Below are 25,914 nucleotides of genomic sequence, written 5' to 3'. Positions count from 1 at the left end.
CATGGCTGATAAACATTTTGTAGTGCAGGGTGCAGCGTGTAAATGTAATTTTGGAAGCGCTCCCGACCAGCTCAAAGTAGACGTAAATGATCGTGAATATATCAATGATGGCGATGGCAGCACAAAAGCGATAGCCAGCAATAAGGATGTAGGTCAACCCTTTCAAGCCAAAACATTTGGCAGCTGTTCTGTTACCCGCAGCTCCTGTAATCCGGCTGTAACCCAATGGGAAGGCGTTTATCAGAAGGTAACCCTCACCAACGGTGGTAAAATTCTTACAGAAGATAGTAAGGCCATATGCACCGTGTCGGGTTCACCCTGTATCAGCATCACCAATCATGGCCAGTCCGCAGCAGTGACCAGTGCACACTTTGATAAAGTGGAAGTGGAAAGCCTCGCAGCCCTCAACCCAATGGCTCCCAAACCAGCCAACAACAAAGAAATACCACAAGTAAACACCATAAAAGTGAAACTGGAAAAACGTATTCCGGTTACAGAAATAAACAGCCATAAAAAAAAGACTGACCCAATACCGGTTATCACAGTAAGGGTAGATGAATCATTGACATTTACAGTAAATGATTACCACAATCCTGCCAAAGCAGATAAAGAAAAAGTATCCTGGAAAGTCTTTAACGGTAACAATTTCGACGGTACCGCTCAGTCCTTTGAAGAAATAGGGCCCTCTTACAAAATTAATTTCGATGCTGTAGGTCAATACCGGGTAATGGCCTATGGAAAAGATGGTACAGATTCCCGCAGCTCACTGGATATTATAGTAGCTACCAACAAACTAAAAAATGAGTTTTCGCTGGGAAGTGGCGTGGGGCGTATTGTAGACAGCTTGTCTACTCATCAGAAAGAATACCGCATACGTAGAGGCGTTCCTGTTACCCTGGAAGCTATATATGAAATGATGCCCGCCACGGCAGACGAGAAACAACGTGTATCCATGCAGGTAACAGATGGCAACGGCAATATTGTGGCAGGTCCTACCGCCGCCGGTACGGATAAGATCACGTTTACCCCCGCCAATACAGCAGCGAGTTATCGCGTTACAGCCACTATGGTAGCAGATAGCCCAGACGGACAACCACAGGAAGTAAGCAGGGACATGGTATCTGAAGTCAACGGTGTGGCAAAAGTTACCAATGATCAAAATGCAGCGATCATAAGACCCCGTACTACCATGAGCTTTAAAGCAGCAGAAATGGTCTACAAAACCCAGGTACAGGACTTTGAGGCAGCAGCCATCAAATGGCAGCTGAATGGACAGGAGGTAGGCACCGGCACTTCTATATCACTGGATGGGAATACTTACTTCACCCGACCCGGCAACTATGTGGTAGAGGCTTATGTAATGAAAGCAGATGCCTGGGATGCACAAAAGGGAAAACCTTCCGCCAAACATCAACTGGATGACTGGCGCTTTGAAGTAAAAAACAATGAAGTACTTAAGATAGAAGTAGAAGGCGGCGCTATCAACTGGGTAGTAGGCAAACGGTATAATCTCATCGCCAAAACAACAATGCCTTATAATGCACAGCTGGATGGGCCGATTACATGGGTGCCCGCCAACAGCAGCAGCGACAGAAATGAAAATGTATTTGCCCCTCATAAAGGCAAGATCTGGATGAGTGCCAAACTCGGATTTTCTGCACAAAGACTGGAAATAAACGCCGATTATGCAACAATAACGCGCTGGTGTTTTGCTGATCAGGAAAGTATTTACAAGCCTCGCGCCGGCTGGAAAGAAACCATCAAAGCACTCATCACAAGTACAGCTGCAGCCGGAGAAAAGGTGAACATACATATATTGGAAGCCGACAGCGGAAGTGACTTCAACTACATCAAAGACATGGGAGAAGTAACCTTTGATGCACAGGGAGAAGCAAAGCTGGATATCCAGACTGATACGCTCAAACCAATGTTATCAAAGTTATATTTTGAGGGTGAGTTTTATGATGTATTATTTGCCATCCTTCAAAAGCCCGGCGGCATTGAGTTTGCCGACATGAAAAGCGTAGCGTCCAATGGCAAAAAATTCTGGTTCCCTAAAAAACAAAGCAACCAGCGCGACCTCGAAATGGGTAAATATGTTTACATCCGGGAACAAAAAGAAATCGTTTCCGTACATTTCTTTGACAGCAGCAATTATCCTGCATACAAAGTATACAAGTATGGCGAAAAGATAAAAATACATATCCAGACAAGAAATATGGCTGGTGAAGAATTAACACTACAGCTATGGGAAAATAAATACAAAGAAAAAGATCTGAATGTCCTTGAGCTGAAAGACAAAGTGAAGGAGAATGAAATCCTCGACATTGATATTGATACTAACAAGCTAAAAAGCGGCAAGAAGGCCATAGATGATACTTTCCGCTGTTTTTATGCAGTGATAAAATCTGATAAGGCAGATAAGTATATGTATCCGCAGGAAATAGCTGATAAGAATATACTCAATCCATCGTCGGTTAGTTTCTATCAACATATTAAACTATCCAACTCAATAGCCGATAGGTTAAACCAGATTACGAAACCGGTAGCACCAACTGTGCTGGGAGAAGCCTTAGAGAAGGAAGAAACAACAACCGGATGCCCTCGTTGCAATGAAAAAATAACACCTGCTACTTTGCTCAAAATATTCCCAAAGGCTGAAAACGCTACATTACAAGCTGTAGCTGATACTTACAATAAGTATATGAAAGAAATTGGGATGAATACCTGCTGGAATAAAGCACACTTCTTTGCACAGGCAATCGTTGAAACAGGGGACACTTTGCACTTAAAAGATGGAGAAAATTTCAACTGGTATTGGGAAGGGCTGGTAGACAATTTTGGTGCATTCCAAACTATAGAAGGGCAGCAAAAGGCTCACCTTTGGGGCAGGGCAAACAAAATTCCCATCCACCCTGGTGTTACTGATGAAAATCAGAAAAATATTGCCAATTATGCATACGGTCCCGATGCAGCAAAGGGTAAAGAGATAGGTAATACAACTGAAGGAGATGGCTGGAACTTCAGGGGAAAAGGTCTTATACAAATTACTGGAAGGACAGTGTATGCTTATGCCAACACTTACACAAAAAGAGAAAATGCAGATATAATTCTCAATCCGGATTTGGTAATTTCAGATATTAAAATTGCTGTATTATCTTCAATGGCATTTTGGAAACTGAAAGGCTTGCAAAATGCATCCAATGGTAATACAGAAGTAACAGAAAGAATAAGTAAGAAAGTAGGGAAAGATGTAATCTCCGATGGCAAAAGCAGCCACGCAGAAAAGAAGTTGGCGTTTGCCAACACTACTTCAGTTTTATTCAGAGTAAAGGAATGTCAATATGGTATTGTGCCAGCAGGAGATAACAATAAATATAAAATTGATGCGGATACATTTACTTATTCATTGATTCAGGCTAATGCATCCTCCACACAGTTTCAATATGATGTATACGTTGGTGGCGCACTGGTAAAAACTTATGTAATAGAGAAAAATACAAAAAATTTGCTTCCTTTTCCTGAAACTGGCCCCAATTGGGGTAGATATGGCACAAGGGATGGCGGAGATGATAATTATATAGATCCGAAGGTAGCAGCTGCCTTGATTGGTTACTTTTATTCACTTCCTAAAAATGGATACAGTGATAAATTGTATTTTAACGATATTTCAGCCAGTGACAAAAGGAATCTAGGACACCACGGACATGTTGACGGGAATGATATTGATATCAGGTATCCCGGTAGCCCAGCTACAGGCGGAAATATTTTATGGAGTGATGCAAAAGAGGCATATCCTTCAGAGGAAAAATTTGTGGAAGCATTGGAAAATCTATTGACCATATCCGGCAAATGGGGCTTCAATACAAACTATGCCTATAAAGATGGTCTGAAGAACACTATGGGAACGGCAATGACGGCTCACCAAAATCATTTTCATCTGGGATTAAGATAAAAAAGATAAATTATTTGACAATGCAATTATATAAACTACCAAGCGCTATTGCGATCGCTTCCATTTTTATGAGCTGTAATGGGCAGAATAATAGTGCACAGAACCCAGTTCAAAAAGATAGTATAAAAGCCATTGAAAAAACATATACAATGAATATTAATGCCATCAAAAAACAAATGGATCTGCAATCACATATGGAAGCATCAGATGATGGTAAATCGTCTATTTACAATTATTCACAACAAGATCTAGATGTAGCATTACCAGTTATTGCAGTCGGATTAAAAGATAAAGGATACAAAGAACCTGATGAAGCTGATTTCAACAATAAACTGAAAAAAATCTTCGGAAATACATTTAATGCAGAAAATTGTAAAACTAAAATACGCGATAAATCCATCACCATTTTTGTAGGAAAAAAGGCCGGGGATTATGAAGAATTTGACTATACTGTTGATAATATTTTTATATCAAAAGAATTTAGATTTATTACAAGAGTCCCCCTAGTAGGTGATTTTGTACAACTAGTGGATAGCAACCACTATAGAATAAATCTGTCGTCGTCGCTTGTTTCAATAAATAAATTTCTACTCAATGATAGCAAAGCAGATTTAGCCACCTTGTTGCAGAAGGATACACTCTTTCTTAAAACGTTGGTTAAATCTTTTGGCTATACAAAGGACTCTAAATTAAACGATCTCGCAATGAATGATTATCTAAGAATGGATGATAATCATATTCCCACTGTAGGAGAAATAATTTTTGTGAAACCCTGCAAAGGCAAACTGGAAATAAAAGAAGAACTGTTAAGCTGGATCGCGGAACATACTACTGCCAATGACAATAGAATCCTTGAAGGCCTCGATTGGTACGCATCTTCACTATATGACAACAGTAGTGGAGTGGCGTTTGTAAACAATCCTTTCCAGATATTCTCTCTTGATGAAAAAAGAAAAATTGTTGCATACATCGCTAATACTTATCTACCGCTATACCATAGCCTAGTTCCCAAGAACGCAGGCATCTGGCCAGCAGGAACCATTCTGGAAAACCTATTTGTTAAAGATGACGGATTAAAAGATTACCTGATAAAGAATAATTATTTCTCCTTACCTGAATTGAGAAAAGAGATTGAACCAGCTAAATAAAGTACAGAAATACTATTAATGAAAATACAATTCCTTGCTTGTTGTTGCTTTATATTATTCAGCTGCAACAACAAGCAGGTTATTACGAGAACAGAGATTAGTAAGAAAAGCGATGTACATAATCCTATAAAATTAATTTCAAGTGGCAGGCTTGAGATCAACAGAGAATACTCAAATAAATACTACTATGATACTTATGAAGATAGTCTGAATATCTATTGTTACTTCGAAAAACAAATAACTCATCATAAGAAATTAGAAATGCTTGATAGCTTAATAATTTCAAAGAAAGAGCTATTGCCTGATAAGGAATTTTCAGATATGGGCGAATATGAAAATAACGGAATACTATACGGCAACTTACCTCTTATTTATAAAAAATCAGATCATGATACAGGTACTTTCAGAAAGACAGTAATTAAAGGTTGGTATTATAATTTGCGGCAATAAAAAATACTGGCAGCTCCATTATCCGGCGGAAAATTCCGTTGTTATAATGATGGCTGTGGCGAAGAAATTGAAGCAAAAATAAACAGTACCAAATAATTTAAATAAGGGATAAACATTCCGGGATAAAAACAGTCACAGCAAATGAAATATTTATCATTCCTAATCTTCTCTCTCTGCATATCCTGCGGATCTAGCCCATCCACCAACAAGTCAGGGCCGCCAGTCGGCACCACAACAACTACCGCAATCAAAAGCACCTGTACAGAAGCAGATGCGCTGCATAAAATTACTATGCTACCAGAGCTGATAGCAATAGAAAAGATGATCGATACTATTTCCAATCATAAACAACATGTTTCATATGTTGTAAGTACAGATACCATTGATGGCAGATATTATTATCAATTTCAGGCAGGATATGAAAACACATTCAGAAGAGAAAATTATTTCAATTTTTATGTAGATAAAAGCGACTGCAGCACTATTAAAGTATTTGAGCCTATTCAGGGAGACATTATCCCTTTGGAGGAATGGAGAAAGGTACAAGATCAAACGGAGAAAAAAGGTGCGGCCACCAAAATGGATACGCTTCAATAAAAAACATAATGCCGCTTCAATCAGCAGGACCACTTGTTCTAAAAACAAATGATATATAATAAATACTTTATCGGATGTTATTTGTTGTTCCAAAAAAAAATCGCGCCAGGGACAAAATCCCTGGCGCGACAATAAATTTATGTTAATCAGTTCCTCGGAGAAATCCCTTCCCTACTCACCACCTTCGTTTTCTGATACTCTTCAAAAGATTGTTTAATGTACAACAGCAGATCATATTCCGAGGCAGTATTCAGAAACTGGTATCCCGGACGATACCTATACATGAAAGAGTCCAGCTCGGGGCTTTGCAACTTGGTCATCTTACCCACCAGCTCCGGTGAGTAGCGATAGTCAATAAATTTCTCTTTCTCCCAATAAAGCAGTTGCTCATGAAACTGCTCCTTGTGCTTACGTATTTTGCTCGGTACCAGGTAAGTTAACGCCGTAATAGGACTCGCCGGCAGTGTTTTCAATACATCCATCGCACCGGGCTTGTGGTAGTTAAAATACCGGCCGTATTCATCACGTAGGGCCATGGAGTCATTCCGATAGTTCTTCCCTTTCACATTAACACCCTGCAATTCAAACAGGCGCCTTTGCATGTACACATCCTGCGATGATGACATACCGGGCACTACCAGGTTCTTTTGCGCGTAACTCAGCATAGAAAACTCCAGTGTATCACCAGGCATAGCCTCAATATAAAAACGACCACTCTCGTTGCTGAGAGTGCCTGTCATTGTTCTTTTGTTTACAATAGAAACAAAGGGTAATCCCGTTTTAGAATCCTGATCCGCTACCATACCAGATAACCGCACCTGTGCCAGTGTGTCCTGCAGGCTAATGAAAAAGAAAAAAAACAGTGCTCCGATATATGCTGTTAAACGAATCATGAATATAGTAATGCCTCCAAATTTAATGTTCCGCCCGCAAATGAAAAGTTAAAAAAGGGTAGAAAAGTTAGTGCTCGGGCACAAAATTATTAATTATCAACCTTATAAATATCCTTTCAATCGCTTATTTTTACGATTATCACGATTTATCTTGTAAAAAACATGCCACAGAAAATCATTTTTGCTACGCAACATTATCAGTACCTGAAGGATCGTATACTGTCAATTGCCGCCCCAAACTGGGAAAATGGTGAGCTGGACATACGTGATTTTCCCGATGGGGAACATTATCACCGCATAATGAGTAATGTGAGTAACAAAGAAGTGATACTGATAGGTGGCACTATCGATGATAAAGAAACCCTGGAATTATATGATCTGGCAAGTGGCTGTATTCAGCTGGGGGCACACTCTCTCACCATTGTGATTCCTTTCTTTGGTTATTCCACTATGGAGCGGGCTGTTAAATATGGGGAGATCGTAAAAGCCAAAACACGCGCGGTATTGTTTTCTTCTCTTCCCAATACCTCACGTGGTAACAGGATCGTGATGATAGACCTGCATGTAGATGGTATCACCTGGTATTTTGAAAACGATATTCGTCCTGTTCATTTATACGCAAAGGATTTTGTAAAGGAAGCTGCGCTGGAACTCGCTGCAGGCGAACCTTTTGTGCTCGCCAGCACTGATGCGGGCCGTGCTAAATGGGTAGAGTCGCTGGCCAACGATCTGCATGTGCCGGCAGCTTTTGTATTCAAACGCCGCATCTCCGGTGATGAAACCGCTATCACTGCCATCAGCGCTGATGTAAAAGATAAAATAGTTATTATTTATGACGATATGATCCGCACCGGGGGCTCACTTATTCACGCTGCTGAATCTTATCATGATGCCGGTGCAAAAGATATCTGTGTAATTACCACCCATGGCATCTTTGCGGGCAATGGTTTCGAAAAAATTAAAAAAAGCGGTATCATTAAAAAAGTGATCTGCTCAGATACACATCCCAATGCGCTCGCTATTCACGATGATATGTTACAGGTAAAATCTGTCGACAGACTTATCCTGAACTACTTCAACGAACAACCGTCCTGATCCTCTGCAGGCAAACTATTTGTTTATGCTGCACAGGTGGGCCTATCTGACAAACTAAGATGAAAAAACCGCTCACCAACGCAAATAAGTATTTTTGCAATACACAAAAACTGATAAACAAATATGCTTGATTTTCGTATACTCGAATACGGTAGTTGTGACTATCACACAATGTTGGATCTTCGCAATGAAGTATTACGCAAACCCCTGGGGCTAACGTTTTCAGCGGAACAGCTACAGCAGGAAATGAATGATATTTTCATTGCTGGCTTTACACAAACAACAGAAAATTCATTGCTGGCAGGTGGTTGTATTCTTACACCCATAAACGAATACACTGTACAACTGCGACAAATGGCAGTATCCCCACTATTGCAGGGCAAAGGTATCGGAAGAGAAATTTTGATGTTTGCAGAACAATTTGCTGTCAGCAACGGCTTTAAGATACTCACCATGCATGCCCGCAAAGAAGCCACTGGCTTCTACCTGAAGCTGGGATATGAAACATGTGGAGAAGAATTTACAGAAGTAGGCATTCCACACTACGAAATGAGGAAAAACCTGAAATAGTATTTTTTTCCCGCTGCAACCCATTGTAGAAGGCCTTTTGATTGTATAGTTATATTGATGGAGACTCAATATAACTGTAGACAAGATAAGAATACTGTCCAAAAAATTTGTAACCAAATCTTTCATAATACCATGAGAAGCCATGTACTAGCCTGGTCGGGGCTGTGCTATGCCTTTTTCTGCTATACCTCCAGCAGCGCATACGCAAAACCCGAAGGGTATCTTCCCACAAAAAAACTGCAAGCTGATACTACTGTTCCGGTAGTAATTAAACCCGCTGCCGCCAACACTGATATCAAACAAAAGCAGGATACTACACCCAAAACAGCGGTCAAACCTAAAGAAGATACCGCATTGATCCTTCCTCCGGATGCCACTACTGCTAAAAGTGAAATAGGAAAATTCTCCCTTACAGGTACAGTGAAAGATGATAAAGGGACACCTATTCCTGGCGCTATTATCCGTAATAAAACCACCAAATTAAATGCACTGGCAGACCCCACAGGCAACTTCACCATCAAGGCAGGTATGAGAGATACAATCCTTATTACAGCACCTACTTTTGGTGAACAAACCATTCCTGTTGAGAAAAGAGGACCACTGGCTGTCACCCTCGTTCCTTCCAGCGCTACTAAAAAAGTATTGGGTGAAGTGGTGGTAACTGCTTTGGGTATTAAAAAGAATCCCCGCTCTGTTGGCTACGCAATGTCGGAAGTAGCCGGCAATGCAGTACAGGAAGCTAAAGAAGTGAACTTCGTAAATGCATTAACCGGTAAAGTACCTGGGGTGCAGATCAATACCAATACAGGTTCTATGGGAGGTTCTACCAAAATCACCATCCGAGGTGTAAAATCAATTTTGGGAGATAATAATGCCTTTTTTGTACTGGACGGCGTACCCATGATGAATAACAGCACCAACCAGGGCGGTCAGCTCAACGGTGGTGGTGGCTATGATTTTGGTAGCCCTCTCCAGGATATCAACCCTGAAGACATTGAAAATATATCTGTACTGAAAGGAGCAGCTGCAACAGCACTGTATGGTAGTCGCGGCGCTAACGGTGTATTGCTGATTACCACAAAAAAACGTCCTGATAACGAAAAAGGTATTGGTGTTACTTATAGCATCAATGCACAGGTAGACCAGGTAGCTGTATTACCTAAATACCAGAACCAATACGGTGGTGGTAGCGGTGGAAAATTCGACACCCTCTACTATAACAAAAACCCGGAAGGATTCCTAAATGAACAAAGCGCTACTTACGATGATAACAATGGCAAAGGACGCTATGACCTGATGACACAGTATGCAGTGGATGAATCCTGGGGACCTAAACTGGATGGCCGCATGGTGCGCCCTTATTGGTCATGGGATAAAAATAAAAATAATCCCTACTTCGGAAAAACAGCGCCGTGGTCATCTCAGCCTGATAATGTAAAAGATTTTTACAGAACCGGATTTACACTCACTAACAATATCTCCATGGGAGGCTCCAACGATAAAGGTGGTTTCCGTTTGTCTTATGGCAATATGAACCAAACCTTTGTGCTGCCTAATTCTTCTATCAATCGTAACAATCTTTCGTTTAATGGTAATTACGAACTCACCAAAGGGGTAAGAGCAGTAGCTTCCATGAACTACAGTGCATTAAAGGCAACCGCCCGTCCTGGTACCGGCTTCACGGGTCCAAATCCAACGTTGCAATTTACTATGTATGGTCAGCGTCAGCTGGACCTTGATATGGAAAAAAGATACAAATACGATGACGGCTCTCAGATCTCGTGGAACCGTAAAGCATGGAACGATCCCTCTCTCTCATCCAGCAACGGCCCATACTGGAACAGGTATATGGATTATGAAACAGATAGCCGCAACCGTCTCTTTGGTTATGCCGGAGTGGACGTAGATGCTACCAAATGGCTCTCCTTTACCGGCCGCGTATTCATGGATGACTATAACACACTGGAACAGGAAAGAACAGCGAAAGATTACCTCATAGGTGGTTACATCAAACGTATCCGCACCTCCCGCGAAATGAACTACCAGGTAACAGCAGATATCAAAAAGAATTTTGGAACAGACTTCCAGCTGAATGCAACTGTAGGCGGAAACATCATGCACCGCCAGTGGACAACTACCGGCGGAAGCACTGTAGGTGGTCTTATCACTAAAGATGTATACAATCTTAATAACTCCTTGCAACCCGCACAGGCAATTGATGAATTCTACGAAAAACAGATTAATTCCGCCTTTGCTACTGCCAATCTCGGATACAAAAACCTGCTGTTCCTGGACCTGACCGGCCGCAGCGACTGGAGCTCCACATTGGTAAAGGGTAACAATCAATACTTCTATCCGTCTGCCTCCCTTTCTTTTGTATTCTCAGACCTGCTGAAAAATTGGAAATGGCTGTCATTTGGTAAAGTAAGAGGTAGTCTCGCAGCGGTAGGTAACGATGCCGATCCTTATCGCATCTATAATACCTACGACTTTGTACCACCATTCGGTAGTAATCCGGTTTCCCAGTTTTCTGCAACTTTATATAACAAAGACCTTAAACCGGAACGTACTACAGAAATTGAAACAGGAGTAGAACTGAAATTCCTGGACAATCGCGTAGGACTGGATTTAACCTATTACAGACGCACTACTAAAGACCAGATCATTTCGCTGGCAATGCCTACTGCTACCGGATTTACCAGTGCTTATGTAAATGGTGGCAGTGTAGAAAACAAAGGAGTGGAAATAGGCTTAAACCTGAACCCAATACGCCTGAGAAGTGGCTTCCGCTGGGATATCAACGCTAATATTTCTTTCAATCGCAACAAACTGTTGAATCTCGATATTGCTCAATACCATACCTCCTTACCAATATTGACCTTCGGTACAGACCGCCGCACACAGAAAGTATCTGTAGTAGCGCAGGTAGGAGAGCCGCTGGGAACAATCCGGGGCACTGATTACACTTACGTGAATGGTCAAAAACTGGTAGATAGCCTGGGCCGCTACGTACCCAGTGAGGTTAAACCTATTGGCAACGCTTATCCTGATTATGTGGGCGGTATCACCAATACGTTCTCTTATAAAGGATTTTACCTGTCAGCGCTGGTTGACTTCCAGCACGGTGGAAATTTCTTTTCTTACACAAACCTCTACGGCAACAAGTCAGGCTTACTGGAAAGCACAGTAGCAGATGGTATCCGGGAAAATGGGATCGTCGTACCTGGTGTTACAAAAGATGGTCATCAGAATACAACTAACATTTCTGCGCAGGATCACTTCAACTACAATGGTGGAAATCAGATCAGCAGAGCTAACCTCTACGATGCAAGCTACATCTACCTGAGAGAAGCAAAAATTGGTTACAACCTGCCGGAATCATGGTACAAAAAGATCCGCGCTCAGCGTGCGCGCCTTTCCCTGTATGGCCGTAACCTGTGGCTGATCAAGTCAAATGCGCCTAATGTGGATCCTGCTAATATCCTCAATTCCTCTTCCAACGTGCAGGGAATTGAAGGTGGTGCATTACCCTCACTACGGTCTTATGGTTTAAACCTGAATGTATCATTCTAAATTTTGTGAAGATGACTAAAAAGATTTTAAAATATAGCAGTGTTCTTCTTTTACTGGCTTCCGTGGCTATTAGCAGCTGTAAAAAATTGGATGAGATAAATCACGACCCAACAAAGCCCACTACTGCTGATCCACAGTACTTACTCACTGGTGCACAAAAATCCACGATGGATGTGTTGTACAGTGGTTTGCAAAATGGTTACATAGCCATGCATTATGCGCAATTCTGGTCAGGTAATTCCAGAACAAATGATAGTCAGTATCAACTGGATGAAGGTAACAACGCTACTTTGTGGAATAATTTATACCGGATTTCATTGCACAACCTGGACGACCTGGTAAAACAAAACAATGCAAAAATAAACGAGCCGGGTAAAGCCAATCAAAATGCGATTGCTAAAATTACCAGTGCCTGGATCTATCAGATCCTCGCCGATACTTATGGCAATATTCCTTATTCCCAGGCATTCCAGTCCACCACCAACATCACACCTAAATACGATGATGCGCAAACCATTTATAATTCCCTGCTCGATACGCTGCAGGCACAAATAAATGTACTGGACACTGCACAAACCAGTTTTAATGCCGGTGATATTATTTACAATGGCAACGTATTGAAATGGAAAAAACTGGCGCATTCCCTGATGCTTCGTATGGCTATTCGTATGTCGGATGCAAATCCAACAAAAGCAAAACAGATCATTGAAGCGCATTACAAGGATGCTATCAGCAGCAACCTTGAAAATGCACAGTTGCTGTATCTGAATGCAGCACCTAATAAATTCCCATTGAATGATACAGAGCGGGAGATTGCTGACTTCTTTGTAAGCACTACACTGGTTGATTACATGAAGAGTGTAAATGATCCACGTTTGGGAATATATGCCCGTCCTTCACACGACGATGATACAATTAAAGGGATGCCATATGGCCTGGCAGCCTCAGATAAAGGCCGTCTGTCACAAACGCATTACTCATATCCTGGCAAACAAATTTACAGCGCTACAATGCCGGGCATCCTGATGGGCTATCCTGAAGTAGAATTTATCCTTGCAGAAGCAGCAGCCCGTGGTATGAATGTAGGGGATGCTGCCACACATTACACAAATGGGATAAAAGCATCTATCAATTACTGGCGCCTGCTCACCAGCAATACGAACATCACCGATGCAGGTATCCAGACTTATATAGCAGGAGTGCCTTATGTAGCAGCAGATTGGAGGAATGTGATAGGTACACAGAAATGGTTAGCCCTTTATCCACAAGGCTTCCAGGCATGGTTTGAAAGAACCAGGCTGAAATTCAATAAACCAGGCGGCGCCCCTCTTTTCATTACACCGGTATCCGGTTCATTGGATGCCAGTGTAAAAATGGTGCCTTTCCGGTTAACATATCTGCAATCTGAACAAACGCAGAATACGGCCAGTTATAACGCAGCTGCAGCTGCTATTGGCGGAGATACCAAAGGCACTATGCTTTGGTATAATAAATTTTGATACAACAATCAACTATAGCTAAACAACAATCTACCGGCGCCTGCTTCTGCAGGCGCTTTCTTTTTTATCCCGGATCTTATTTTTCCTGCTGATTATTTATCTTTAACCCCACCTATATTCAGCGATTATGAGGAAAGTACTGCTGGCAATGGCCTTTCTGGCTATTACCCGTTTTGTATCAGCACAAAACACAACACAAGCTTATCAACATTGGTATACTTATTTTGGCACCATGAAACTCAATAGTAAATGGGCCATCCCTTTTGATGTGCAATTACGTTTGAGAGATGGTATCAGCAACAAAGGCCAGTTGCTGATGCGTGGTGGATTACAATATTCCATCACTAAGCAGGATCATATGTTATTGGGCTATGCCTATGTACCCACCTATAATGGGGTAAGCAATTCCTGGTTACCGGAACAGCGTATCTTCGAACAATATATCCACAAGTCTGCCAGGCTCAATATGACCCACCGTGTCCGGCTGGAACAGCGCTGGGTAGCACAACCCACTGCCCCAGATACAGCGCATGCTATAGGCGATTGGAAATATGGCAACCGCGCCCGTTATTTCAACCGCACACAAATGCCCATCAAACATAAAAAAAGTGCAACACCTTTTTATGTAGCCTTACAGGAAGAAGTTTTTTTGAATCTGTGGGGAAATGATATCAGCAATCTGCTCTTCGATCAAAACCGTTTTCTGGTGGCGTTTGGCTATCAGATCAAATCTAATCTGAAAGTAGATATCGGGTATATGAATCAATTGGTGCAGGTAACCTCCGGTGCTAAAACAATGAATCATATCCTGCATTTCAGCGTGTTTCACACATTAGATTTATAAGCGAAGGGAAGGCCGAAGGCCTTCAACTATACAGCACATTACTTATAATTCGTGAATTTCTCTTTCAACATACTGGCAAAATTTTCATAAGCCTCGTGTGTTTTAAAAGCACTGGTAGGAATAAGAAAGAAGGTTTTTTTGTCCCGATAAAGGAAGAAGAATTTTTTGGTTTCCACTACCTGCGAAAAATTACTCCAGCTGATAGCCCGCTGATGTTCACTGGCGCGGGTAGAGATAAGTAGTCCCTCATCTGAATATTTCAGGTGTATACTATCTTTAAATGTAGCGGCCTTATTATAAATAGAAACGGGTAGGAGATACCAGAATACCCAGCCCAGTACCAATACCATAATAGCGATGCCCGTAAATGCTGCAGTAGTAACTACGCTGAAAATGTATCCGGTAATAGTAGCTAGTAGTAGGATGACGAGCGTGTTGCGGAAGACTTTAATCTCGCCCCTCCGCATAAAATGATAGCGCAATGCATGCAACACATCCCCCTTGTTATAACTGAACTCTAAATGCATTCTCGCCTGGCAAACGATTTTATCTGTTAACTGAAATCGACATAGGGTTGTCCATTTCATCACGCACAGTAACAGGTGCTTCTTTTTTCCGATTGCGTTTTACATTAGACAAATCGTCTTCGCTGAAACCCGGAAAATTCTTCTTGATGAAAAGGAAATATTGTTGCAAGGTTTTTGGATCCACTTTAAAAGGGAAAGCCAATTCCTTACCACCTCCCTTCAGGAAGTCGTTGGTATTTATCTTGGTTTCGTTTTGTAAGTACCATTTATATAGGTCCACAATAGCTTTTTCCAACTCTGCCTCATCAACTTTCTCAGTTGTTTCTACCCGTGGAAACATTAACACAAACTCTTCTACCCTTACAGGCTTTGAGTTACAAGTGTTTTTGGCATTATTACGGTTATCGTTGTTATCACCGTTTTTATCTCCATTATTATCCCCGTTCTTGAAACCAGTGTTGGCATTTGCTGATGCGGCTGTGGCCAAAACTACCAACAGCAGAAACAACAGCTTTTTCATAAGGTGTCAAATTTTCGAGTTTAAAAATACAATTATATTTTGAGATTTCTAGTAGGTAAAAAAATATGCGTAGAAACACGTAGAAAAAACAAAAGCAATGGGCGAACCATTGCTTTCGAGAGTCATTTACAGTGCATGATGAATCATGCGGTGTAGGAATATTTGGTTTTTCATAGGACAGTAACCATAATAAAAATTAATACAATAACAAATATAATAAAATTATATGGTGACGTAGCGAACAATAGAAATATTAGAAAAAATCAAATATTAAAGATTCTAATTTGAAAAGATCCAATAAAATCGATTTTTTTGGAAAAAATTTGAATTGCCCTATTACCCGATGGGATTATAGGTTAAAGCCGAAGGAAAAAAAGGAGGTTGGAAAAGGGCGGATTTTTCTTAAAAAGTAAGGGCGCCTAGAAAAGCGCCCTCAATTTGTTACTATCCTATGAAAACCCTATTTGAATACAAAGGTAAGGGCATGTTATTTTTCTTTGAAATTTTAGAGGCACAATAACATATCATTAACAAGAAGTTGCAACATTCAATCAGCTACAACCCATGCTGTTACCGCAATTCAGGCATTTGTAACATGTTCCTGAACGTACCGTGATATGTCCGCATGTACTACACGCCGGCGCATCACTTTGCATGCTCCGCATGTAGTCCTGCGTGCTGTTTTCATGATGATGTGCTGCTACTGTTTGCTGCTTCGCAGCCCTGGGCGCAGGCTGACCACTATTCCCCATATAGGTTACCCGTACATTAGACAGTGGTGGCGCATCACCAGCTACTTCTTCCTCCTCTTCTCCCGTATTCCCCGGTGCATCCAGCACATGCACCAGGTCTGTTCGTCCCAGGTATTCATAACCCAGCACACGGAAAATATAATCGATCAGTGAGGTAGCTGATTTAATATTGGGATGATCTACCATACCTGCAGGCTCAAAGCGGGTAAACACAAATTTATCTACAAATTCTTCCAATGGCACCCCATACTGCAAACCCACAGAAACCGCAATAGCAAAGCAGTTCATCAAACTGCGCAAAGTAGATCCCTCTTTGGCCAGATCAATAAAAATTTCACCCAGTGTACCATCATTATACTCCCCGGTACGCACAAAGATCACCTGACCACCCACATTCGCTTTTTGAGTAAAACCACCACGCTTGGAAGGCAACGTCTGCCGTTCTACTATCCGCGATAGCTGGCGCTTTAACTTAGTATCCCTGCTCGCCAGCATCCGCTTATTTACTTCATCCAGCAATTCATCAATCGTTAATTGGTCAAGGTCCGGTACAACTTCCGGCTCAGTGGCAACTGCGCCATCTGCCTTTTTCTTCTTGTCACTTTTATTACTCAGTGGCTGACTCAATTTACTACCGTCGCGATACAGCGCACATGCTTTAAGCCCCAATTGCCAGCTCATTTTGTATGCGTCTGCTATTTCTTCCACAACTGCCTCATGCGGCAGATTAATGGTTTTGGAGATAGCACCTGAAATAAATGGCTGCGCCGCCGCCATCATCCTGATATGACCATGGGGATGTATATATCTCTTCCCATGCTTACCACATTTATTAGCACAATCAAATACCGGCAAATGCGCCTCTTTCAGGTATGGTGCACCTTCTACAGTCATGGTACCACATACATAATCATTAGCTGCTTCCAGTTGCTCGTCTGTAAAACCAAGTTCATGCAGCAGGCTAAACTCCAGGTTATAATACTGCTCCGGCTTGAAACCCAGCCGCTGCAGACACTCTTCACCCAGTGTGTATGCATTGAAAACAAAAGAAATATCAAATGATGACAATACAGCTGTATCCAGCTTCTTCAGCTCTTCTCCTATAAACCCTTTCTCACTCAGCGACTGATGATTGATATAAGGCGCCCCGGCAAAACTGCCGGTTCCCCGTGCATAATCCACAATGGCCTTTATCTCGCTGGCAACATAACCCAGATTATGCAATGCCGTTGGAATAGACTGGTTGATAATCTTAAAATAGCCGCCACCAGACAACTTCTTGAACTTCACCAATGCAAAATCGGGCTCCACACCGGTTGTATCACAGTCCATCACTAACCCGATGGTACCAGTAGGGGCTATCACAGTAGCTTGTGCATTACGATAACCATATTGCTCACCCAACTTTACAGCTTCATCCCAGGCTTTGGTAGCTGCTTTTAACAGGTAATCGGCACAATACCGCGCATCAATGCCTTTGGGCTTAATTTCCAGCCCTTCATAAGCATCTATGGCATCATAAGCCGCGGCACGGTGATTCCGCATCACACGGAGCATATCAGCCCTGTTCTCTTCAAAACGCGGGAAAGCACCCAGGTGAGCCGCCATCTCTGCAGATATTTTATAAGATACACCCGTCATGATAGCAGTGATAGCGCCGGCAATACCACGTGCTTCTTCACTGTCATAAGCAATCCCACTCACCATCAGCATAGAGCCCAGATTGGCGTAGCCTAATCCCAATGTGCGGTATTCATAGCTTAACTGCGCTACTTCTTTGGAAGGGAATTGCGCCATCAGCACAGAAACCTCCAACACTACCGTCCACAGGCGTACAGTATACTCAAACCCGTTTACATCAAAAATATTTTTATCATCATCAAAAAAACGACGAAGATTCACAGAAGCCAGGTTACAGGCGGTATTGTCCAGGAACATATACTCTGAACAGGGATTGGAAGCGTTAATCCGTCCACCCTGCGGGCAGGTATGCCATTCGTTGATGGTAGTATCGAATTGTGTACCCGGATCCGCGCAACGCCAGGCGGCGTAGGTGATATGATCCCACAATTCCTTTGCCTTCAGCGTTTTCATGGTCTTCCCGTTAGTACGTGCTTTCAGATCCCAGTCACCATCTGCCTGCAGACTATGAAAGAAGGAGTTAGGAATACGAACGGAATTATTGGAATTTTGCCCGGATACGGTTTTATAGGCGTCTCCTTCATAATCAGACGAATAACCGGCAGCGATCAATGCCGCCACTTTCTTTTCTTCCTCCACCTTCCAGTTAATGAAGTCCATGATTTCAGGATGGTCCAGGTCAAGACACACCATCTTAGCTGCTCTTCTTGTAGTACCGCCGGATTTGATAGCACCTGCTGCACGATCACCAATTTTCAGGAAGCTCATTAATCCGCTGGAAGTTCCGCCACCACTGAGTTTTTCGCCTTCTCCCCGGATATGGGAGAAGTTAGTACCTACACCAGAACCATATTTAAAGATGCGCGCTTCGCGCATCCACAAATCCATAATGCCACCATCATTTACCAGGTCATCATTTACACTCAGGATAAAGCAGGCATGTGGCTGTGGGCGCTCATAGGCCGATGTGGACTTCTCCAGCTTACCACTATGCTGATCTACAAAATAATGTCCCTGCGGCTTTCCTTTAATACCATAGCTTTCAAACAGGCCGGTATTAAACCATTGCGGCGAGTTGGGTACACATGCCTGGTTGAGCATGCTATAGCTCAGCTCATCATAAAATATCGCGGCATCTTTTGCGGAAGCAAAATAATCATATCGCTCTCCCCAGGAACGCCAGCAATTAGCCATACGATGCACCACTTCTTTCACAGATGTTTCTCTTCCCAAAGTGCCATCCGGTTGTGGTACACCAGCCTTACGGAAATATTTCTGTGCAAGAATATCTGTTGCAATCTGCGACCATTCTTTAGGCACTTCCACGTTATTCATTTCAAATACTATGTCGCCACCAGGGTTACGTATTACAGAGGAGCGCAGATCATACTCAAACTGATCGTAAGGACTCACACCTTCTTTAGTAAAATGACGGGAGAACGCGAGGCCATTCGTACTATTGACTGGATTTTTCATGCCCATAAATTTTTCTTAGGTGATACAAATGAGTTAGTAATGCGGAGTACTCTAAAATTAATTTTTAAATGCCGGGATACCCCCATTTATTATGCACAGATTGTGGATAATTGCGCAAACAGTTTGCCAACACATTTGTTATACCCTCAAACCAATGTGATTAAAATCCGGCTTAAAATTTGTCATTAACAAAAAATCCACTACTTGTATTACATGTAACGCAGTAAGTATCACTAAGTTCATGAATAGAAAATGAATTGAATGCATATTTATTTAGCAATGTGGGTTATTAACAAAAAATTTATACATTTGCGACAACCGGAACAATGCGCTATTGATGTACAATAACATATACACTTCGTTCATCGAAAGAAAAAGTAAGAAAGAGAAGGCATTCGCGGTTTTAATTGATCCGGATAAGGTGACGCCTGCCGGTATCATTGAGCTTGCAGCCAAATGCACTGCTGCCAAAGTTGATTATATCTTCCTTGGAGGCAGCCTGGTGATTTCTGATCATCTTGATGAATGTGTGCAACAGCTGAAAGCCAGCTGTGACATTCCTGTTGTATTATTTCCCGGGAGCCCCTCTCAGGTATCAAAATATGCCGACGCTTTACTCTACCTTTCTGTGATCTCTGGAAGAAATCCTGAGTTACTGATCAACCAGCATGTAGTTTCTGCGGCCGCAGTAAAGAAAAGTGGCCTGGAAGTTATTTCTACTGGTTATATGGTCATTGATGGTGGTGCCCCCACTACCGTTTCATATATCAGTAACACTACACCCATTCCTTCAGATAAAGCAGATATTGCCATGTGTACAGCTATGGCGGGTGAAATGCTGGGAATGAAAGTGATCTATATGGACGCCGGCAGCGGTGCCCGTAACCCAATCACCGAAACCATGATCAGCCGCGTTGCCAGTCAGGTAGCCGTCCCCATCATTGTAGGTGGTGGCATCCGGGATGCTGAAAAAGCATATCTCAACTGCAAAGCAGGTGCTGATATCCTGGTAGTAGGAAATGCTATTGAACATGATCTGTCGCTCATAAAAGAACTGGCAGATGCGGTACACTCAGTACCGGTAAAGGCTTAATACAAACTAACTGAAAATAAAAAGAGATGGCCCGCTTTCGGCGGGCCATCTCTTTTTATACTAAAAGCTAATAACTAACTGCTAAAAGCTCCTCTACAAACTCATCATCTCTTTAAACTTCACTGCCTGCCGCCGGCTCACCTCAATCTTTTCACCACCGCGCATCTCCAGCAACAGTCCCCCGTTGAAGTAAGTATCAATTTTCTCGATCATCCGCAAATTCACAATATGTTTGCGGTTGGCACGGAAAAAAGTGCGCTCATCCAGTCTTTCTTCCAGCGCATTCAGCGATTTAAGAATAAGTGGCTTGTTTGTTTCAAAGTATACACGCGCGTAGTTACCCACGCTTTCAAACAGTCGTATTTCCTGCAATTTCACAAACCAGCAACGATCGCCATCTTTCACAAATACCTGGTCGTTTTCAGATAACAGCGTACGAATGCCGCCTGCTGCTGCTAAACGGTCCTTTTCATCCTGCTGATGCAGCTTATGAATCGCGTCAGCCAAACGTTTGGGCTCTACCGGCTTCAGCAGATAGTCCAAAGCATTGTATTCAAATGCTTTCAACGCATATTCATCATATGCGGTAGTGAAAATCACCTGCGGTGTTTTTTCCAGTTCCGCCAATAAGTCAAAGCCGGTCTTATCCGGCATCTGAATGTCCAGGAACAGCAAGTCAGGATGCAACGCTTCTATCTTTTCAATACCATCCTTCGCGTTCACAGCTTCTCCTACCACCACTATCTCCGGGTGATCTGCCAGCAATTTTTTCAGTTCACTTCTGGCCAGGCGTTCATCATCTATTATCAATGCTTTTTTCATTGGCAATATGAAGTTTGGTTGATGATTAAATTTATTAATAAATAACTAACAAAAAGTAATCATTGCCATAGCCGGTTCTACACCAGCTACAGCGGTTTACGTTATAACAAGTGATCAAAGCAAAGGCATCACTACTGTAGCTTCTACCGTTTGCTCATCTTTATTCCTTATTTCAAATGAGGCCCTGCTTCCAAATAAAAGACTCAACCGTTGCCGGGTGCTCTGTAATCCAAAACCATGGCCATTTATATTATTTTCTACTATTTGTCCGGTATTCTCAATGCTGATCACATGCTGCATCCCTTTCAGGCTGGAAGTGATATACACCGAGCCACCGCTGATAACCCGGGAAATACCATGCTTAATGGCATTTTCTACCAGTGTTTGCAACATCATCGGCGGTACCTGTAACTCTAACGTATCCGGATCAATCTCATACATTACATTCAACCGCTCTTCAAACCGGATATGTTCCAATGCAAGGTAATCCTTTACAATATTTAATTCATTTTCCAGGCTCACGGTTTCTGCCTTCTCAATTTGCATGGAACTGCGCAATATATTGGAAAGCTCTGTAATAGCAGTTCTTGCCCTTTGCGGATTTTCATCTACCAGTGCACGGATGCTGTTCAGCGCATTAAATATAAAATGTGGATTCAACTGCGCCTTAATCGTTTTAAGTTCCAGCTCCTTTACCGTTGCCTCCAGTTTTAGCTGATCTAACTGCGAACTCCTGTTTCTTTCAATATAATGCCATATAAAGTAAAGAAACCACCAGATAGTAGTAATGAGAAAGGAAGACAAAATGCCTACCAGTACAGGTGTAATAGACAAACGCAGCAGGAAAATAACTACAAAGTAATATCCAACATATAACATCAGTCCGGACCCTGTCATTAACCCGAAAAACAACAATATCTGGCTCTCAAAACTATAGTTCACCCACTTAAACCTGTTGATCAGGCTGCGAAACATATGCGTGGAAAACAGCCCGAAAAATATAAAAATGAGCAGGTTCAGGTAATAATACCCATCAGGAGATTCTTTCCTGTTGATGGAAAAGGCGAAAAGGATGTTAATCACAAAATAAGCCGACCACCCCAACAGCTGACACCACCAATATTTGTTTATTTGTTTAAACATTAATTCAAATTAGTAAACTTCGCCTATATTCCAAAAATACCTTACAGTGCTCCCCGCAGGAACCTAATTGTTATAAATGGTGAATCAAAAACGGTAAATGGCAGATGCCAGCATCTGAATGGTGAGATATCAGGAAACTGTCCTATTTTCCAGCCTGCAGATCACGGTTTACCACATATTTTTATGTATTTTTGTCTCTTAATATAAACCCTGAGCCATATTATGGATATTAAGGCCGGTCAACTGTTAAGCCAGATACAATATCCGGCTGACTTGCGAAAACTGAATAAGGAACAGCTTCACCAGGTATGCGAGGAGTTACGTCAGTATATCATTGACGTGGTAAGTGTCCATGGTGGGCATTTCGCTGCCAGTTTGGGTGTGGTAGAACTTACAGTGGCACTGCATTACGTTTTTAATACGCCTTACGACCAGTTAGTATGGGACGTAGGTCACCAGGCCTATGGCCATAAAATCCTGACCGGTCGTCGGGAAGCTTTTCCTACCAACAGGAAATATAAAGGGCTCAGCGGATTTCCGAAAAGAGACGAGAGCCAGTACGACACTTTCGGCGTAGGACACTCTTCTACCTCCATCTCAGCAGCATTGGGCATGGCCATGGCCTCCCAATACAAAGGTGAATTTGACCGTCAGCACATTGCTGTAATAGGTGATGGCGCCATGACAGCAGGAATGGCCTTCGAAGCACTGAATCACGCAGGCGTTGCCAATGCCAACGTACTCATTATCCTGAACGATAACTGCATGTCCATAGATCCAAATGTGGGCGCGCTGAAAGAATATCTTACCGATATCACCACTTCACCTACCTATAACAAGGTGCGTGATGATGTGTGGAATCTCCTTGGAAAATTGCCGATAGGCAAAAGATTCACCCGTGAAATGGCCTCTAAACTGGAAGCCAGCCTGAAAGGGGTGGTATCCAAATCCAGTAACCTGTTCGAAGCCCTGCAGATGCGCTATTTTGGCCCTATCGATGGTCATAATATCACCAAACTGGCCGATACCCTGCAGGACCTGAAGGATATTCCCGGCCCTAAACTGCTGCACATCGTTACCACCAAAGGTAAAGGCTATGCGCTGGCAGAAAAGGACCAAACTACCTGGCATGCACCCGGACTGTTTGACAAGATCACCGGTGAAATATTCAAGAAGCCGGTAGACAGGCCACAACCACCTAAATACCAGGATGTTTTCGGTCATACTATTATTGAACTGGCAGAACAAAACGATAAAATAATCGGCATTACCCCCGCAATGCCATCGGGTTCCTCCCTCAAATTTATGATGGAGAAAATGCCGCAACGTGCTTTTGATGTAGGCATCTGCGAACAACACGCAGTTACCCTCTCTGCAGGCATGGCCACACAGGGTATGCGCGTCTTTTGCACCATCTATTCCTCTTTCTTCCAACGTGCTTTTGACCAGGCAGTACATGATGTTGCCATTCAAAAACTCCCGGTGATATTCTGTCTGGATAGGGCAGGACTGGTAGGTGAAGATGGCCCTACGCACCATGGCGCTTATGATATTGCCTACATGCGTAGCATACCGAATGTGATCATCAGCGCTCCGATGAACGAAGAAGAATTGCGGAACCTGATGTATAGTGCACAGCTGCCGGATAACAATATGCCTTATGTAATCCGCTATCCACGCGGACAAGGCGTTATGCCCGAATGGCGTACGCCATTTAAAGCAATCAAAACCGGTACCGGCCGCAAGATCCGCGACGGAAAAGACATCGCCATTCTCTCGCTCGGACATACAGGTAACTTTGTAACAGAAGCCTGTAAAGAATTGATAGGAGATGGTTTGCAACCCGCACATTATGATATGCGTTTTGTAAAACCGCTGGACGAAGCCCTGCTACACGAAATATTCCAGTCATTTGATAAAGTGATCACAATAGAAGATGGCGCTATCATGGGCGGATTTGGCAGTGCTATCCTGGAATTCATGGCTGCTCATAATTACAAAGCAGAAATTAAAAGGATGGGCATCCCGGATCACATTGTAGAACATGGCAAATCGGAAGAACTGTACCGCGAATGCGGATACGACGCTGCCGGCATTGCGCGCACTACAAGAGAAATGCTTAAAAATAAAATCACGGTAACAGTATAAAATGAATTACGAACTACGAATTGCGAATTACGGATCGAAGTTATCTTCGCTCATAACCGTAATCCGCAATTCGTAATTTATTTACTCATGTACTTTCAGCTCAGGATCACTGATATTATACGCGAAACCGCCGGCACATACACTTACAGACTGGAAAACACAGCTCCCGAGCCGGTGGAATATCTCGCAGGGCAGTTCCTCACCTTCCTCATACAATTAAACAATAAAGAATACAGGCGCTCTTACTCTTTTAGCTCTACTCCTGGCATAGATCCATATCTATCTGTTACGATCCGCGAAAAAGAAAATGGGGAAATATCCCGCTATCTTATCCGCACCTGGAAAAAAGGCGATATTGTTACTACGCTGGAACCCACCGGACGCTTTACTTACGAGCCTTCCAACGTTCCCGCACGCGACATTTTTCTCCTGGCCGCCGGTAGTGGTATCACTCCCGTATTTTCATTGTTGAAGCAGATCCTGACAGAAGAACCCGGAGCGCACATCACACTTATTTACAGCAACACCACACCGGAAAGAACCATCTTCCACGAGCAGCTACAAACATGGCAAACGCAATATAGCAGCCGGTTACAATGTATCTGGCTCTTCAGTAATGATCCGGATAGCCATCATGTATACAGAAGGCTCAACAATATTTTATTGGAAAAACTGGTGACCGAACATATGCATCATAACAAAGCAGTTGCACAATTTTTCCTGTGCGGGCCGCCGGATTATATGCGTACTATCCTGCTCACGCTTACTTTCATGGGCTTTGATGAAGCACAGCTACATAAAGAAAATTTTGTAGTAAATACAGATGCCAAAATCGCCAAAACACCGCTACCAAAGGATCATAACATCAAGCAGGTATTAATCCGCTACCGCAACCAGGAATACCATCTTGCTATTCCGGGTGATCAAAACATTCTTAGCTATGCACTGGATCATGATGTGCTGCTGCCTTACAGCTGCAAAGGCGGTGTATGTGGCTCCTGCACAGCCCAATGCACCAGTGGCAAGGTATGGATGTCTGTAAACGAAGTATTAACAGATAAAGAGTTAGCAGCAGGCCTGGTACTTACCTGTGTAGGATATCCCGCAAGCGATCAAATAATCCTTGAATTATAATATATCATAATGCAAATATTATTATCAATCATAA

The 25,914-nt window shown here is 42.6% G+C and carries 18 protein-coding genes; 12 read left to right on the top strand and 6 right to left on the bottom strand.

Translation table 11 applies throughout. From position 1 onward, the window contains the following. Window position 1 precedes the first annotated feature (1 nt). The 4 genes from CLV51_RS05205 (at window position 2) to CLV51_RS05190 (ending at window position 6,150) form a co-directional block, all read left to right on the top strand. On the top strand, window positions 2-3,955 hold the full coding sequence (locus CLV51_RS05205; RefSeq protein ID WP_106526936.1) for a PAAR-like protein: 3,954 nt from the start codon (window positions 2-4) through the stop codon (window positions 3,953-3,955). Window positions 3,956-3,975: 20 nt separating this feature from the next. Beyond that, window positions 3,976-5,103, top strand: a complete 1,128-nt coding sequence (locus CLV51_RS05200) for a hypothetical protein (protein ID WP_106526935.1) — start codon at window positions 3,976-3,978, stop codon at window positions 5,101-5,103. Window positions 5,104-5,121: 18 nt separating this feature from the next. Beyond that, on the top strand, window positions 5,122-5,553 hold the full coding sequence (locus tag CLV51_RS05195) for a hypothetical protein (RefSeq protein WP_106526934.1): 432 nt from the start codon (window positions 5,122-5,124) through the stop codon (window positions 5,551-5,553). A 141-nt stretch (window positions 5,554-5,694) separates the two neighbouring features. Next, on the top strand, window positions 5,695-6,150 hold the full coding sequence (locus CLV51_RS05190; RefSeq protein WP_106526933.1) for a hypothetical protein: 456 nt from the start codon (window positions 5,695-5,697) through the stop codon (window positions 6,148-6,150). A 146-nt stretch (window positions 6,151-6,296) separates the two neighbouring features. Here the strand turns inward: CLV51_RS05190 and CLV51_RS05185 are convergent, their stop codons facing one another. After that, on the bottom strand, window positions 6,297-7,043 hold the full coding sequence (locus tag CLV51_RS05185) for a carboxypeptidase-like regulatory domain-containing protein (protein ID WP_106526932.1): 747 nt from the start codon (window positions 7,041-7,043) through the stop codon (window positions 6,297-6,299). A 162-nt stretch (window positions 7,044-7,205) separates the two neighbouring features. On the opposite strand from CLV51_RS05185, the gene prs reads away from it, so the two are divergent. The 5 genes from prs (at window position 7,206) to CLV51_RS05160 (ending at window position 14,624) form a co-directional block, all read left to right on the top strand. Further along, window positions 7,206-8,138: a ribose-phosphate diphosphokinase gene (gene prs, locus CLV51_RS05180; protein ID WP_106526931.1), complete on the top strand. Its 933-nt coding sequence runs from the start codon at window positions 7,206-7,208 to the stop codon at window positions 8,136-8,138. A 123-nt stretch (window positions 8,139-8,261) separates the two neighbouring features. Continuing rightward, complete coding sequence (locus CLV51_RS05175) at window positions 8,262-8,708, top strand: GNAT family N-acetyltransferase (protein WP_106526930.1); 447 nt, start codon at window positions 8,262-8,264, stop codon at window positions 8,706-8,708. 132 nt (window positions 8,709-8,840) lie between these two features. Continuing rightward, window positions 8,841-12,281, top strand: coding sequence for a SusC/RagA family TonB-linked outer membrane protein (locus CLV51_RS05170; RefSeq protein WP_158266934.1), 3,441 nt, complete (start codon window positions 8,841-8,843; stop codon window positions 12,279-12,281). An 11-nt stretch (window positions 12,282-12,292) separates the two neighbouring features. Beyond that, complete coding sequence (locus tag CLV51_RS05165; RefSeq protein WP_106526928.1) at window positions 12,293-13,780, top strand: SusD/RagB family nutrient-binding outer membrane lipoprotein; 1,488 nt, start codon at window positions 12,293-12,295, stop codon at window positions 13,778-13,780. A gap of 127 nt (window positions 13,781-13,907) precedes the next feature. Next, on the top strand, window positions 13,908-14,624 hold the full coding sequence (locus tag CLV51_RS05160; RefSeq protein ID WP_106526927.1) for a DUF2490 domain-containing protein: 717 nt from the start codon (window positions 13,908-13,910) through the stop codon (window positions 14,622-14,624). 38 nt (window positions 14,625-14,662) lie between these two features. On the opposite strand, the gene CLV51_RS05155 is transcribed toward CLV51_RS05160, so the two are convergent. The 3 genes from CLV51_RS05155 to CLV51_RS05145 all read right to left on the bottom strand — a co-directional run bounded on the left by CLV51_RS05155 (window position 14,663) and on the right by CLV51_RS05145 (window position 19,540). Then, the gene (locus tag CLV51_RS05155) at window positions 14,663-15,151 is read right to left on the bottom strand and encodes a YcxB family protein (protein ID WP_158266933.1); all 489 of its coding nucleotides are present in this window, start codon (window positions 15,149-15,151) and stop codon (window positions 14,663-14,665) included. Window positions 15,152-15,170: 19 nt separating this feature from the next. After that, the gene (locus CLV51_RS05150) at window positions 15,171-15,671 is read right to left on the bottom strand and encodes a hypothetical protein (protein ID WP_106526925.1); all 501 of its coding nucleotides are present in this window, start codon (window positions 15,669-15,671) and stop codon (window positions 15,171-15,173) included. Between the two features lie 551 nt (window positions 15,672-16,222). Next, window positions 16,223-19,540 (bottom strand): vitamin B12-dependent ribonucleotide reductase, encoded by a 3,318-nt coding sequence (locus tag CLV51_RS05145; RefSeq protein WP_106527583.1) that lies wholly within the window; start codon window positions 19,538-19,540, stop codon window positions 16,223-16,225. Window positions 19,541-19,877: 337 nt separating this feature from the next. Between CLV51_RS05145 and CLV51_RS05140 the strand changes: the two genes are divergently transcribed. Further along, on the top strand, window positions 19,878-20,633 hold the full coding sequence (locus tag CLV51_RS05140) for a phosphoglycerol geranylgeranyltransferase (RefSeq protein WP_106526924.1): 756 nt from the start codon (window positions 19,878-19,880) through the stop codon (window positions 20,631-20,633). 93 nt (window positions 20,634-20,726) lie between these two features. Here the strand turns inward: CLV51_RS05140 and CLV51_RS05135 are convergent, their stop codons facing one another. Beyond that, the gene (locus CLV51_RS05135) at window positions 20,727-21,455 is read right to left on the bottom strand and encodes a LytR/AlgR family response regulator transcription factor (protein WP_106526923.1); all 729 of its coding nucleotides are present in this window, start codon (window positions 21,453-21,455) and stop codon (window positions 20,727-20,729) included. Between the two features lie 114 nt (window positions 21,456-21,569). Then, window positions 21,570-22,598 carry a sensor histidine kinase gene (locus CLV51_RS05130; RefSeq protein ID WP_106526922.1) on the bottom strand — a complete coding sequence of 343 codons (1,029 nt, stop codon included), beginning with the start codon at window positions 22,596-22,598 and terminating at the stop codon, window positions 21,570-21,572. A 222-nt stretch (window positions 22,599-22,820) separates the two neighbouring features. On the opposite strand from CLV51_RS05130, the gene dxs reads away from it, so the two are divergent. Continuing rightward, entirely contained in the window at window positions 22,821-24,746 is a 1,926-nt protein-coding gene (gene dxs, locus CLV51_RS05125; protein WP_106526921.1) for a 1-deoxy-D-xylulose-5-phosphate synthase, read from the top strand. Window positions 24,747-24,833: 87 nt separating this feature from the next. Then, window positions 24,834-25,880, top strand: coding sequence for a ferredoxin--NADP reductase (locus CLV51_RS05120; protein ID WP_106526920.1), 1,047 nt, complete (start codon window positions 24,834-24,836; stop codon window positions 25,878-25,880). Window positions 25,881-25,914 lie beyond the last annotated feature (34 nt).

The sequence above is a fragment of the Chitinophaga niastensis genome (assembly GCF_003014755.1).
GTDB lineage: Bacteria > Bacteroidota > Bacteroidia > Chitinophagales > Chitinophagaceae > Chitinophaga > Chitinophaga niastensis.
Note: the sequence above shows the minus strand (reverse complement) of the source record. Positions and strands in the feature narration are given on the sequence as shown.